The organism is Moraxella sp. CTOTU48268 (assembly GCF_032069585.1).
Classification (GTDB): Bacteria; Pseudomonadota; Gammaproteobacteria; order Pseudomonadales; family Moraxellaceae; genus Faucicola; species Faucicola cinerea.
Genome location: NZ_DAMALV010000002.1, coordinates 15,139 through 29,080 on the forward strand (window position 1 = coordinate 15,139; position 13,942 = coordinate 29,080).

12 protein-coding genes, 1 tRNA gene and 1 pseudogene are annotated in these 13,942 nt (G+C 34.4%); 1 reads left to right on the plus strand and 13 read right to left on the minus strand.

Annotation, left to right across the window (positions count from 1 at the left end; all coding sequences use genetic code 11):
• Positions 1-14 precede the first annotated feature (14 nt).
• The 12 genes and pseudogenes from RT143_RS00880 to RT143_RS00935 form a co-directional block, all read right to left on the minus strand.
• Positions 15-1,154, minus strand: a complete 1,140-nt coding sequence (locus RT143_RS00880; RefSeq protein WP_313090489.1) for a glycosyltransferase family 4 protein — start codon at positions 1,152-1,154, stop codon at positions 15-17.
• A complete protein-coding gene (locus RT143_RS00885) occupies positions 1,138-2,283 on the minus strand; it encodes a glycosyltransferase (protein ID WP_313090490.1) in 1,146 nt (381 codons plus the stop codon). The genes RT143_RS00880 and RT143_RS00885 overlap by 17 nt, the downstream gene beginning before the upstream one ends.
• Positions 2,231-3,322, minus strand: a complete 1,092-nt coding sequence (locus RT143_RS00890; RefSeq protein ID WP_313090493.1) for an EpsG family protein — start codon at positions 3,320-3,322, stop codon at positions 2,231-2,233. Before RT143_RS00890 ends, RT143_RS00885 begins: the two co-directional genes overlap by 53 nt.
• Positions 3,323-3,462: 140 nt before the next feature.
• Positions 3,463-4,539 carry a glycosyltransferase family 4 protein gene (locus tag RT143_RS00895; protein WP_313090495.1) on the minus strand — a complete coding sequence of 359 codons (1,077 nt, stop codon included), beginning with the start codon at positions 4,537-4,539 and terminating at the stop codon, positions 3,463-3,465.
• 15 nt (positions 4,540-4,554) lie between these two features.
• On the minus strand, positions 4,555-5,445 hold the full coding sequence (locus RT143_RS00900) for a glycosyltransferase family 2 protein (RefSeq protein ID WP_313090497.1): 891 nt from the start codon (positions 5,443-5,445) through the stop codon (positions 4,555-4,557).
• A complete protein-coding gene (locus RT143_RS00905; protein WP_313090499.1) occupies positions 5,435-6,661 on the minus strand; it encodes an oligosaccharide flippase family protein in 1,227 nt (408 codons plus the stop codon). Before RT143_RS00905 ends, RT143_RS00900 begins: the two co-directional genes overlap by 11 nt.
• 84 nt (positions 6,662-6,745) lie before the next feature.
• Positions 6,746-7,345, minus strand: a pseudogene (locus RT143_RS00910) (polysaccharide biosynthesis protein); the annotation flags it as partial.
• 30 nt (positions 7,346-7,375) lie between these two features.
• Positions 7,376-7,972: a sugar transferase gene (locus RT143_RS00915; protein WP_313090502.1), complete on the minus strand. Its 597-nt coding sequence runs from the start codon at positions 7,970-7,972 to the stop codon at positions 7,376-7,378.
• A gap of 63 nt (positions 7,973-8,035) precedes the next feature.
• Complete coding sequence (locus RT143_RS00920) at positions 8,036-10,207, minus strand: polysaccharide biosynthesis tyrosine autokinase (RefSeq protein ID WP_313090504.1); 2,172 nt, start codon at positions 10,205-10,207, stop codon at positions 8,036-8,038.
• 100 nt (positions 10,208-10,307) lie between these two features.
• A complete protein-coding gene (locus tag RT143_RS00925; protein ID WP_313090506.1) occupies positions 10,308-10,739 on the minus strand; it encodes a low molecular weight protein-tyrosine-phosphatase in 432 nt (143 codons plus the stop codon).
• A gap of 16 nt (positions 10,740-10,755) precedes the next feature.
• Positions 10,756-11,874, minus strand: coding sequence for a polysaccharide biosynthesis/export family protein (locus tag RT143_RS00930; RefSeq protein WP_313090508.1), 1,119 nt, complete (start codon positions 11,872-11,874; stop codon positions 10,756-10,758).
• 328 nt (positions 11,875-12,202) lie between these two features.
• Positions 12,203-12,289: transfer RNA gene (locus RT143_RS00935), tRNA-Leu, on the minus strand.
• A 241-nt stretch (positions 12,290-12,530) separates the two neighbouring features.
• On the opposite strand from RT143_RS00935, the gene modA reads away from it, so the two are divergent.
• Entirely contained in the window at positions 12,531-13,472 is a 942-nt protein-coding gene (gene modA / locus RT143_RS00940) for a molybdate ABC transporter substrate-binding protein (protein WP_313090510.1), read from the plus strand.
• 40 nt (positions 13,473-13,512) lie between these two features.
• Here the strand turns inward: modA and RT143_RS00945 are convergent, their stop codons facing one another.
• Complete coding sequence (locus tag RT143_RS00945) at positions 13,513-13,932, minus strand: HIT family protein (protein ID WP_313090513.1); 420 nt, start codon at positions 13,930-13,932, stop codon at positions 13,513-13,515.
• Between the last annotated feature and the right edge of the window lie 10 nt (positions 13,933-13,942).

The following is a 13,942-nucleotide window of genomic DNA, read 5'->3' on the forward strand; positions in this document are numbered from 1 at the left end:
ATCGTTAATATGAATTATAAATTTAATATCTCTAACAGCCGATCATTAACCTTAGCAGAATCAAATCTCTCTTGTGCTATTTTACAACTTTCATTACCCATTTCAGTAATTTTTTTAGGATTTTCAATAAAATAGATCATTTTTTCGGCTAAAGCTTGGGGATTCCATTTGGGAATAATAAAACCGTTCACACCATCAATTACGGTTTCACGACATCCTGGCACATCAGTCGTTATGACAGCACGCCCAATTGCCATTGCTTCTTGTGTGCTTTTGGGTATGCCTTCTCTGTATGATGGTAATACAAATACATCACTCTCTACGATCCATTCAACAATATTATCTACTCTGCCTGGATGAATAATCAAGTTTGTTTCTACTAACTTCTTAATTTCTATTTCTGTTAGGGAACCTAAATTACTCTTATCAATACCCCCTAAGACAATGAATTTTGTACTAGGATACCGATTTTTTACGATTTTTGCTGCCTGAACAAACTCATGGATTCCTTTTTCTTTGAGTAATCTACCAATGAATAAAAATTTCATATCTTTTTCAGGATATCTTATTGCATATGAGAAATCTTCTAAGTTTATTCCTATACCACCTAAAATATGTATCTTATTTACTCGTATTTTATTATTTTCTAATAAGTCTTTTGGGTCGTCATGGTTTAAAAATATAACGCCATCTGCTAATGGTAATGACAATTTAAATAATGCAATTTGGGATTGTTTAATAAATTTGGTTTTAGTACTTAGCCCTACTGGCTGCTCAGTAAACGTATAACCCAACCCTTCTAACATAGCAAAAATTCTGGGAACTTTTGCCATTTTTGCAGCAAGAGTACCAAAAATAGCAGGTTTAGCAAAATAACTTAAGACTAGGTAAGGATTTATTTTTTTGATTTTTTGGTAGAGAAAAATAGTATTTTTAATTTCATTAAGTGGATTTAATCCTCCCCTACTAAAAACATAAGGGACTGGAGTGGCACCTAATGCCGAAATTTTCTCGAGTTCGCTAGGAATATAATCAGTCGTGAAAGCATAGACTTCATAGCCTTTAGCTACCAATGTGAGAATTAAATCTTTTCTAAAATTATATACACATTCAGCTGTTGTACCAATCAGCAGTATTTTATTGTTTTGCTTCATAAATTTCTAACCATTTTTCAACGCTTTTTTCTAATGAGAAAAGCTCTTCAATGCGTTTTCTAGCTCGTTTATTATTCACTTCGATTTGTTCATCCGTCAAACTAAGCGCCTGTTGCATGGCTTGGGCAAGTGCTTGTGAATCTTGTGGCGGTACTAATATGCCTGTATCGCCCATAATTTCCGCTGTGCCACCACAATCTGTCGCTATAACAAAACATCCACAAGCCATAGCCTCAATAACTACTGTTGGTAACCCCTCATGCTTAGATGATAAGATAAAAAACTTAGAATTATTTAAAAGCTGAGGTATATCTTTTCTATTTCCCAATAGTTCTACATAAGCATTTAAATTTAATTTATTAATCAAATTTTCCAATTCTAAACGTAATACACCATCACCAGCAATCTGAAACTTAACTGGAATTTCCAACTTTTTTTCTAATAGTGCGATTGCATTTAATAAATTTGGATAATCCTTTTGTTCATTAAACCTACCAACCGAGATGCATTTTATAATATTTTGATGTACAGAGATAAAGTTATTTTGAGCCTTATTAATATTAAACTTATTTAGATCAATACCATTATAAACTGTCATTAAATTATCTTTTGTAAATGCACCTTTATCAATTAACGCCTGCGATGCGTCCTCACTGACATTTGTATTTATATCAGATAATAAGTTGGTATATCTGTATGCTAACATCCGTATTTTACCACCTTCATTAGAATTATGGGCAGTACATATAAGTTTAGGAAATTTTTGATTAATACGGTTTAATCTTACAAAAATATTGGCGTGAACCATGTGAGCATGAACTACATCAGGACGGAAGCTTCTTAATATGTTACGGTATTGGCTAGATGCAGGAATAAAAGATTTTATACCATTTAACGCTAAATATATGACTTCAACGTCAGGAGATTTCGGTATCACAAGCCTATCTCCTGTCAAATATGCTATTTTAACTTCATGACCCTTTAAAACCATTTGGTCAGCTAAATCACAGACGACTTTCTCTGCACCGCCTAGCCCTAAACCTGTAATAACATATAAAATTTTCATTTTATTCTCATCATTTTGAACGATACTCCATAAACTCCCATCGTCCATGCCTTGGTTCATCATTGAAAATTGATTTATATGGCATGAAGTCTCCCCCATCCCACACAAACATAACTCTGAAAAATACTAAACTAAAATAGAGCAAAACTGATAACAATATTAGGTCACTATTTTTGCGTCTTGATTCAATTTCATGAACAATAAACATTAATGGACCAATTAAAAAATACCAAGTAAATCTTGCCGCTGTAGCATTAGTAACTGATAGCAATAAGAAAAACATATAAAGCGTTGAGGCATTATATACCATTTGGTATTTATAACTCTCTAAATTATATACTTTAAAACGAATAGATAGCCAAAGAAACAATATGGCGGCTTCTATCAAATAGAAAAAGTTGAATAAAGATCCATTCTCACCATATATACTTGCTTTATTATTTTCTAACGCACTCCCCAAAATTGAGAAAATTTGCGTAGTTGATGAGACAAAAATTAATAAAAACCCTGAAATAAACAAGAAAAATACTGTATTTCTTGAAAAAATAGATCTCTTAAGGAACATTGAAAGTGAAACTAACCCACTGATATGAAACAGACCTGCTATTAATGAAAGTAATCTACCGTTCAACCTCTGATTATTTACATAGTAAAGAAAACCAAACCAAATAAATATAATAGCTAGGCTCTGTCTTAAATATACAAATGAATAAAAATAAAGTTTACAAAATATTAAAAAAAACACTAAATAATAATTAAATCGTTTTTTCTGTTTTTGAGCCACTATTAAGTAGCTAAACATAATAATTGTCGCTAATATTGCAAAATAAAAGTACCTATTTCCACTGAAAAAATGAATCAATCTTCCGAGATTATAGAATCCCCACTCCCATTTGAAAACGTTACCATCATAATCTGAATTTTCATAGACCTCTGCATATATATATACATCATAACCGCCTATCATATCCCTAAAAGCATTTATCAATGTAGCTGATAAAAAACCTAACCAAAAGCAAATAAAAGCAAATTCTCTTTTATGAAAATATTGCAAAAAAACCGCTAAGAGCAGCATAATATATACACAAGAATAAATAATCATACTACTTCCTAAAAAGGAAAAATCTTATTTTTAAATATTTAATTGATTTAGAAGCATTTTAAAAAGCTATATATACTATTTTTAATTAGCAATAGATTTTATGAACACACTTTTTGTATCGCCGCCTTTGATTCATTACCTTAAATTATTTCTATCCATTTATCTACAATATTTCCAATTAAATATTTGGTCGAATACATTTTGCTATTTAAAACGTATTTTTTATAACTCTCATCAGGCACATTGATCATTTCTAATATACAATCGCTCAAATCTGTAATATTCAACGGTTCAGCTAACAGCCCATTATAATGATGATTAATAAGTTCATTTGGACCAACTTCACAGTTAAAACTTACTACAGGCAGGCCAAAAGACATCGCTTCCAAAATAACCATGCCAAAACCTTCAAATCGAGAGCTTAAACAAAAGATAGATGCTGATTGATAATATTCAGCAATATTTTGAGTAGCTGGTATAAATTCAACACTGTCGATAATGTTTAATTGATCCGCCAAAGTTTTGAGTTTACTTTCATCTTCACCATTTCCTACTATCTGTAATTTCCAATCTTCTTTTACTGACACTACCTGTTTCCAAGCCTGCAACAATAAATCAAAACCTTTTGAATAAGTTAATCTTCCTACTGCTAGGACTACCTTACTATCCAAGCTTGGTTGATTATTACAATTCTCATAAGGGGTGGGATTAGGAATGGCAACTATTTTTGCATTAATTTTCTCTAGTCCTTCTTCCCACAACTCCTTATCCCTATTGGTCAAAGTGACGACATAATCACAATATCTTGCTGCTAATTTTCTTCCTAAATCTCTTTGCTTGATTCCAAGATTTGTATTAAATGTAAAATGTTCCCAACAAATATGCTTAGTCCTCAATCCTATTAAGGCAGGAACTGTAAAAACACACAATATACTATCCACGTCTATTAAAACATCAATCTTATTATATTTAACAAAATTACGTATTTTTTTAATAGTAGGAAAAAGTTGTTTTTTGAATGATGGTTTAATATTGTATAAAGAATACGTTTTTACATCTGTATTTAGAGAAAAAAAAGGTTTTTGTCCTTCCCATAGACTTAGAATAAAAATATTATAGCGATTGTCTTCGCATAACTTATTGGCTATTAAGCTAGTAACACGTTCAGTACCGCCTGAATTATTCAGATTTCCTATAAGAAAACAGACATTCTTCATAAATTAACCTTAAAATTACATAAATCTGAATAAATAAGAGATTAAAGCATAGTTTAGATTTGTATCTTCAATTCTCTTAAATATAGGAACACCCAACGAATTGGCACATTGTCCAAATCTTACAATAGATTTAGCCCAAGCCATAGGATTAGATACGAAAACTTCAGTTGGTATTTCTTTAAGCATAATTGCCCTAGAAATATAATGACCTTCTGCATGTTTGGCTATATTACTTCTTCCCAAGCGATTATTTGTAACATCATCGTAAAACATTCTCAAAGGCTCAGGAATATAGGCAAATTTATATTGTGCCGCTGATATAGTAGTGTAAAACCAAATTTCTGGAATAAATTTCGTTTCATTTCTAATTGGATACAAGAAATTTTTTAATAGATTTGTTTTAAAGATATCAATACGTTCTCCAAAATTTTCTGGAGCTTTAAACTCATCAAACCATGAGCAAATTACCACTTTATCAGATAGTTTTTTGCCATGAAAATCATTTTGGATATTTGAAAATGCTAAAAATCTTAAGCCCGCAATAGTAGGATCTTGTAATAAGCTAATGTGGTTCTCAAAAACTTCTTTTACATTATCTTTAGAATATAACGCATCATCTGAATCTAAACCACAAAAATATTTACCGTTAGCTAAGCCTACTGCTTTATTCCATGCTGCCTGTTTACCTGCATTTTCTTGTTTAACATATCTAATTGGAAAACTTGCTTTACTATAAAAACTATTGACCACTTCTTCAGTATTATCCGTTGAGCCATCATCAATAATTAACCATTCAAAGTTTTTGAGGGTTTGGATTTCAAGACTTTCAAACACCCTTGGCAAAGTATGAGCTCGATTATAAGTAGGCGTAAAAATAGTTAGATTTACTTCTTTATTATTTTTCATAAATATATCTTCTAAACAAAATAATTGTAATAACTAACATAATAAAGTAATTGAGATTGTAGGTCAAAATGGCTGATTTTAATTGGAGTATATCGAGACATAGCCAATAGTTCATGCAAGTGAACATCGCCATAACTATCCATTTATAAATTAGTTTATTTCCCAAATTTTTAGCATAAAAATATTGTGTTAATACCGTATCAATACTAAAAAATAACAAACTCGGCAATAATCCAATCGTAATCGGGATAGCACCATCATAACTTTTACCATAAACCAACTGGATAAAGAAAGGTATCAAAAAATATCCAACAATGATACTGAGGATTGAAAGCCCTACCATGAGCATAACAATGCGATTGAGTTTACCAAATCTTTCTGCATCAGACATTTTATTAAAGATATATATCGGTGCAATTGACTGTACCACCATACCAAATAATAAAGTCGCTTGTTCTATTATCTGAACACTGATGCCATATAATGCCAAATAATCAAAACTTAAATAATGCTCAATAAAAAATCTATCAATCCGTTGAAAAAAATACATCATCATTAATGAAGGCCATAATAACAGCCCTCGATAAAACAATATTTTTGATATTTTTTTGGAAAAGTTAAAACGGATTTTGCCTCTATAAATAATATACAATAAAGAAAGCCCTATCGCACTGGTCACGCTTTCTAACACTCGAGACCAAGGTATATAATCAATACTCAATGCCCATTTTAATATAACCGTTGCCACCAACGCCCGTACACCTAGAGCTATGATGCGCACTATCGTAACTGGCAATATATTGACCTTTGATTGAAAATAACTCGTCACTACACCAAAAGGTTCATTTAACAGCAAAACCAGTGCCAAGGCACCTAGAAAGCTCTTTAAGATAACATCAGTAACAAAAAAATTAACATAAATAAATGTACAGAATGACGCAAAAAAACCAAATACCAAACGAATAATAAAGGTATTAAATAACAATGAATCGGTTATTTTTTTGTGTTTGCTCAAGGTGGGAACCAATACTTCAGCACCCACAATTAAGCTTAGAGAGCTAAGCAATAGGACTAAATTTACACTGTATATCCATTTGCCATAATCTGCTTGTGATAATAATCTTGCAATAACCCCTTCTACATAAAATACCAAAATAATTGTAATAATCTTTTCTGCAATTAGCCAGAATATATTAGACATGATTTGTTTATGCATAATTGACAAAAGCCTAAATTGCAACTGAAAGAAGGTATCGTTTAATTCATTAAAACTTAACAACTCTACTTTTTAATCATAGATTTATACCTTAGGCTTATACCCCTCTACATATTTAAAGAACTCCGCCCTAAGCCAATGCGTATCTTTAGTACTATTATTCTGCATTTGAACTGCATCTACTTCGTTTGTTATTTCATCAAAGCTATAAAAATGTTCTTTGGCTTTCATAATAAGTGGGTGTTGAGTTGTTTCAATATTATCCCCATCAATAATCAGCTCTTCATACAGTTTTTCACCGGGGCGTAAACCCGCAATGACAATTTCAATATCACAATTAGGGTTACGTTGGTTTTTGATTTTAAGTCCACTCAACGTAATCATACGTTTGGCCAAGTCCATAATCTTGACTGGCTCACCCATATCCAGCACAAACACCTCGCTGCCATTTGCCATTGCCCCTGCTTGGATAACCAGCTGAGCTACTTCAGGAATCGTCATGAAATACCTTGTCACATCTGGATGCGTCAAGGTGATAGGCCGTCCTGCGGCAATTTGTTTATTAAACAGCGGTACGACAGAACCCGATGACCCTAATACATTACCAAATCTCACCATACTGATAGTGGTTTTTGATTGGTGTGCAGCCATCGCTTGACACGCCAACTCTGCCATGCGTTTGGTCAACTTTAATTAATTTTTTGAATATAGATTCTAGGAATCATTCATAAATCTAGTCGCTCCCACAGTTACCTCAGGATTATTAATTCCTTCACGTTTAAGTAAGACAACTACCGTTTTTAATATGATTTTCAAATCCATAATCATATTATGATTATCTACATAGTCAACATCTAATTTAAACTTCTCCTCCCATGATAAATTATTCCTACCATTGACTTGCGCTAATCCCGTGATACCAGGTCGAACTTCGTGTCGACGCTTTTGCGTTTCAGAATAATGTTCCATAAATTCGTACATTTGTGGACGAGGACCTACAAGGCTCATTTCACCTTTCAAAATATTAAATATCTGAGGCAATTCATCTAAACTAGTTGCTCTCAAAAATTTACCAATTCTAGTAATTCTTTTTTCATCGGGTAGGCATTCACCTTTTTTATCAAACAATTCTTTCATGGTCCTAAATTTAATAATATTAAATGGTTTTCCATGTATTCCAGCTCTTTGTTGAATAAAAAAAATTGGTCTGCCCATAAAAATCCAAATCAACATCGAAACTAAAATATAGATAGGCAATAGGACAATTAAGACTACTATTGCAACAAAAATATCAAATATTCTTTTTATCATAAAAATTACCCTAAATAATATGATCTTATTTCAAAATTGGAATTCAGTTTTTTAATTTAACCGCTAAGAATTTTTTGATTTGTATTCATAACCATAGTGATAATTATAGGCACCAATTATCGATTGTTTCGCATCGTTGAAAATAATTCCTTCTACTTTAACATTCGCACGTTGTAGTTTTTCGACTGCATAATTCACCTGTTTTACGTTTGAAACGTCATATCGTACCACGAATAAGACTGAATCAACCAATTGCCCTATAGATAGTGCATCTGAAGTGCCCATTACAGGTGAAGTGTCGATAATGATATAATCATAAAACTGACGATAAAAATCTAGAAGCGCTTTCATTTTTCCATTTAGGATCAATTCTGAAGCGAGGCTATGGCCTTTGCCCCTAGGTATAAAATGCAGATTTTCATATAGTGTGGTTTGAATCATATAGCTGCTATTAGCTGCATCAATGGTATCATCAACCAAATAATCAACCAGTCCATTGATATTTGGCAAATTAAATCGATCTTGCAGATGACCTAACCTAGCATCCGCGTCAATTAACAGGACACGTTTACCTGTCATCGCCATCGCCACGGCAAGGTTGGCGGCAATAAATGACTTACCGACACCAGGTCCTGCACTTGTTATCAACAACGTATTGCCATTGGATTTTGTTGCATTAAACAATAAATGAGTGCGAATGGATTTAAAGCCCTCACTGACAACCCCTTCAGGTTCGATTTGCTCAACCAAAGGAATTTTAGTTGATTTACTTTTTAATAACCGCGTTAATCGAGGCGAATGAGGAATGACACCAATCACCGGAATATCCGTATTGTTTTCTAATTCTTCTAAATCTTTCACGCCGGCGAACAGCAATGATTTTAAGAATGCTAGTCCGATGCCTAACAGCAAACCTAAAAGAGTCGCAATTAGGACAATTTGCGCTTTTTTTGGTGCAATAGGTTCATAGGTGTTAATGGGTAAATCTATAATGCGTACATTACCCAATTGTCCAGATTTGACAATTTGTAATTGCTCGTAGTTTTTGAGCATATTTAAATAAATTTCATTGCTAATCTTAACATCACTCGATAACTCTAAAAACTGACGTTGCACCTCTGGAATACGCGTGATATTTTGTTCAAGAGCGTCTTCCTTGTCTTTTAGCTCTTGTATTTGCATATTTAATTGCTTTAATACCGGATATTCATCCGTATAACGCTCAGATAATTCTGCTCGTTTTAGTTCAAGTTCGCGCAGGTTGGTTTCAATCTCAGATCTTACTTTGATAGCTAATTCAGCTTCTTTATCAATATCAACTGTCGCATTTTGCTCACGAAAATTATTAAATTTTGCTTCTGCTTCGGCAAGTTTTGATTTGAGTTTAGGCAGTTGCTCTTGCATAAATGCAAGTGTTTTAGTCGTTTCCGCGCTACTTTTATCAAGATTTTGCGTTTCATACATTTTAACGATGCGGGTTAAGGTATGAGTAATTTCATCTTGATTAGCGCCTGTAAGTGAAGCGTCTAAAATGCCCGTTTGTTTACCTTTTTCAGCCACCGCAAGATTTTTTCTAAGGTTTTCTATCGCCTTAGCCGGTGTAAGTTTACTCAAGTTATAAGAATAACCCGGGGCTAATGAGGTCACTTGAATATCAATATTACCTGCACTCGTTTTAAAACGCGATGCCGTTGCAACTTTACCCGTAAACTCTGCGTCATCAGGAGAGATCAATTTAAAATTTTGGCTGTCTATGGCGGTTAAAGTGAAATTTTTATTCTGATAAGCCAAAGGGACATTAAATTCAGCTAACCACAATCCAGCCTTTAAATTACCCACCCCATTGTCTGTATGACTAACTAAAGAATTTTTCTTGATCAGTAATTTGTCTAAGAAACTGTCTTGAAGCTGATTGACAGTTAAATCCAAATGTAATTGATTGATGACAGGCCATAAAATCATGCGAGAATTAATAATTTCTACTTCTGTTTGCGCAGAACCATCTTGAGCGTTTAGAAGATCGGCAACATCCTCACCTAAAGCAGATACACCTGAGGATTTTTTGTCAACTTGGATCAATGAATTTGTTTTATAGATAGGCGTTGCCGATTGGGCATAATAGAGACCGCCTAATAAACCAAGTAACAGCATTGATACAATTAATTTCCAATGATTTAATAAGACCGCGATTAACGCTCTTAAATCAATTTCATCATCATTCACTTTCTGATCCATGCTTACTCACTTGATGCTAAACTACGATAAAATACACTTTAATTGTTACAGAATAAATAAACCTTGCGGATAATTTCGAAAAACCTGTTAGCTTCAGCATTTACGCTAATTTATCCTTCCAGCTTTCTACGGCTTTACTGAGCACTGCTCGACTTTCATAAAATTTTTCAATGGGTAGTTTATAAGGATCGGCTACATTTTCATTTATCCAATGGCCAATCCGATATACTTTTCCACGTTGGCTTGAGTAATTTTGTTTCATCCAATTCTCTTGATCTTTGGACATACACAGTACTAAATCAAAGGTTTGCATCAATTCTTGGGTAAGCTGCTGGGCGCGATGACTACGCATATCAACATTCCATTCATCCATGACTTGAATGGCTTTTTCATCGGCCCCTTCGCCTACTAATGCGCTTAATCCCGCTGATTTAACGGTTAAATTAGGATGTTGTTTCTGTAATAGCGCTTCACCGATAGGGCTGCGGCAGATATTCCCGACGCATACCACTAAAATTTTTTTAAATGACATCGTTAATTTCCATTCGTTAAAAACTGCTAGCCACACTTGTAATTGAAGTTAATGGTAAGATTTGACTAATTACACGATTCCAACGCGTCAGACCTGTTGGATCTACATACACGACATCACCCGGCTGCATTTTAAATCGATTTGCAACCGAAAAATTTGTAATGGAAGTTAAATCAATATGATAGATATTTGACTCGTTTTGGTAACTATTTTCTCTTAGTACGTATACCTTTTTGGCATTTGCAGAGGTAGGCACCATACCGTTGGCTTCCCCAATCGCGCTAATCAAACTTAATCCATTTTCAGGAATTTGGATAGTGCTGGGTTTGGTAAACTCACCCATTACCGTGACTTTATGATTGGTAATATCACCGACCTTGATGGTATCGCCATTTCTCAAATATAGCGAATTTGGGGAATATCCCGCATTTTGCAGCGACTTAAAACCAAAATTATAGACTCTGCCGTCGCGTATCAGTTGAATATTATTGGTATCTGAGGTATTAATAGTACCGCCTGCCATACTGATTGCTGTATACAGATTGACGGGCTGATCCGCGATATCATATTGTCCAGGCGATTTTACCTGGCCATCGACATAGAACTTATGCCCACGATAGGATAGAACTCTTACCTGAGGATCTGGGTGTTTAAGATAGCGAGATAAACGGCTGGCTATTTGGTTGGTGAGTTGTGAAACTGTTAAACCTTCTGCTTTCACTCGCCCTATCATGGGAAACTGCAAAAAACCGCTTTGGTCGACTAGGTAGCCACTTGCATAAATACTATTTCCTGCCGATTGAACACCTTGCGTGATTTCAGGATATCCTGGTAAGAATATTTCAATCACATCGCCTTTTGCAATTGTACTATAGGTTGCAGCGGACTTTGAAACAGGTGGAAAAGAGATAGTTCTCGGCCCTAATAGGTTAGGCACTGGAATATTATTTGCCGATAGTTCGGTCACATTAAACCGCATGCCATTATCTGCTACAAACGACACGGGTTGGTCGGGTGCTGTCGATTCGGGCAATTTACCCACATTCATACCGCTAGTAATTGCTGTTTTAGAGCTGCATCCAGCAAATGAAAGTGCAAAGATGATAGGAGATAATTTTATAAGCTTTGCTAACATGTGACAATCTCGTAGAATAAAAACTCGTAGAGTAAAAAGGCAAAATCTAACAGTATCAGCCAATAGGATGGGTAATTGTAATAAAAGTTTAATGCTACAGGCTTGTAAATTTTGTAAATTTAAGTAACACAACCATCTTAACAAATTAATTGATACGCAAGCTACCAAGAAAAGTGTTAGCACTTCTGCTGGTTAACATTTAATCCATTATAGCATTATAGATTTGCTTGATAAACAATTAGACATAACATCTTAATCATTTATACAGCAATTTTTTATGGGGAAACTTTGATTCAAAAAAAAGCCCCTGTTATCAGGAGCTTTAATTTGGTACCAGTGGTCGGACTCGAACCGACACGCTTTTAAAGGCAACGGATTTTGAATCCGTCGTGTCTACCAATTTCACCACACTGGCATAGATGGCTATAGCTTTTTAGTTTATCTCTAATCGGCTATGTGGGGTGGTATTTTAGCAACTTTATTTTTTTTTGCAACAACTTTTTCAATTATTTTTCCCTCAGAATGAGAAATACGTAAAAAATAATTTTTCAATAAAATCGATACGTTTTTTACACACTTACTTACTACTTTGTATAGTATTCTTGCCCGCCACTTAATCATAATATCGCTAAAACTAGGGTAAAATTTGTTAATTTATGACTTTTAATCAACCTGCCTCGATCTTTTTTAATAGGATGCTATTTATTGTCACAGCATTAATGGCGGGTTGTAATTCTTCAAATAACAATCAAAATTCAACGGCGGCTAATAATCAATCGAGCAAAGAACCTGCCAAAACAATTTCAACCAATGCGCCTGTTGCCTCTTCACCCAAAGCGACTGAAACTCTACGTATTGCCGCTTTTTCCAATCTTCGCATGGTATTGCCTATCTTGGTATCAGATTTTAACCATAATTACCCGAATATAAAGATTCAAATTACTTTTGCGCCTAATACTGCGCTCTATAATACGGTAAATGCCAATCCACAAAACTTTGATATTTATTTATCGGGTAATCAGACTTACCCAAAGCAAATGCTTGCCAGTGTTAAGGGTGTTAAATCATCGCCTTTTACTTATACTCGGGGTCAGTTAGTGCTTTATAGTCATAAATATCCTATGGACATTAGCCCTACTACCACGCTCGATCAGTTGATGCTCGACAATAAACCCTTTAGTTTAGCGATAGCCAATCCAGAGAATTTAGCTTATGGCGTGGCAGCAGAAGCCTGGTTGGTCAATCAAAACCTTTATAATAATATCAAGCCTAAGATGATTTATACCAATACCCTAGATGAAACTTTTGCGTTAACTGAAAGTGGGAAAGCAGATTTTGGATTTGTAAGCCTCTCGCAAGTATTGAATAAACCCAATCACATTGCCCTGCAAAATGTGAATACGCTAAGCAATAACTATTTGATACTGCCTAAAAATAGTTATCCGCCAATTCTGCAAGATGGGATAATTTTGAATCAACCTTCCACCAGTCAAATCTTTGTGGATTATCTAAAATCGGCAAAAGCACAAGATGTTTTAACCGATGCGGGGTTTTTGCCGATTTGTACCTCCACCACTATCTTACCGGCTTGCAAATAGGTGATTGGGTTTTAGCCATTTGCTAATTACAAGCATTTAGTTAATCTGCAATTGCTGATTTTAATTGACTAGCCAATACTGCTAAGCGTTCATGATCGCCTTGTCGATCTTCATGCAAACCAAGATGATAGATACTGCTTGGAATCAAATGAACGTGGTAATGAAATACCGATTGTCCTGCCTCAGCATTATTTAACTGCATCTGCACAATACCTTGGCGATTAAATACCTTGCGCTGCGCTGCCATGACTTTTTGCGCGGTGCTGAAAACTGCCGCTATATAATCGGTTGGCATATCCGACAACTCAACAGCTTCACATTTTGGAATGACTAAAACATGCCCTTCTGCCATCGGCATGATATCCATGAAGGCAAGCGTTTTATCATCTTCATAAACCTTATGGCTAGGAATTTCACCACGAAGAATTTTGGCAAAAATATTTTGATTGTCATACTGCATTGATTACATT

Excerpts from the sequence above, each read along its gene's own strand:
- RT143_RS00880 (WP_313090489.1), bottom strand. The coding sequence starts at position 1,154 with ATGAAGCAAAACAATAAAATACTGCTGATTGGTACAACAGCTGAATGT.
- RT143_RS00885 (WP_313090490.1), bottom strand. The coding sequence starts at position 2,283 with ATGATGAACCAAGGCATGGACGATGGGAGTTTATGGAGTATCGTTCAA.
- RT143_RS00890 (WP_313090493.1), bottom strand. The coding sequence starts at position 3,322 with ATGATTATTTATTCTTGTGTATATATTATGCTGCTCTTAGCGGTTTTT.
- RT143_RS00895 (WP_313090495.1), bottom strand. The coding sequence starts at position 4,539 with ATGAAGAATGTCTGTTTTCTTATAGGAAATCTGAATAATTCAGGCGGT.
- RT143_RS00900 (WP_313090497.1), bottom strand. The coding sequence starts at position 5,445 with ATGAAAAATAATAAAGAAGTAAATCTAACTATTTTTACGCCTACTTAT.
- RT143_RS00905 (WP_313090499.1), bottom strand. The coding sequence starts at position 6,661 with ATGCATAAACAAATCATGTCTAATATATTCTGGCTAATTGCAGAAAAG.
- RT143_RS00915 (WP_313090502.1), bottom strand. The coding sequence starts at position 7,972 with ATGATAAAAAGAATATTTGATATTTTTGTTGCAATAGTAGTCTTAATT.
- RT143_RS00920 (WP_313090504.1), bottom strand. The coding sequence starts at position 10,207 with ATGGATCAGAAAGTGAATGATGATGAAATTGATTTAAGAGCGTTAATC.
- RT143_RS00925 (WP_313090506.1), bottom strand. The coding sequence starts at position 10,739 with ATGTCATTTAAAAAAATTTTAGTGGTATGCGTCGGGAATATCTGCCGC.
- RT143_RS00930 (WP_313090508.1), bottom strand. The coding sequence starts at position 11,874 with ATGTTAGCAAAGCTTATAAAATTATCTCCTATCATCTTTGCACTTTCA.
- modA (WP_313090510.1), top strand. The coding sequence starts at position 12,531 with ATGACTTTTAATCAACCTGCCTCGATCTTTTTTAATAGGATGCTATTT.
- RT143_RS00945 (WP_313090513.1), bottom strand. The coding sequence starts at position 13,932 with ATGCAGTATGACAATCAAAATATTTTTGCCAAAATTCTTCGTGGTGAA.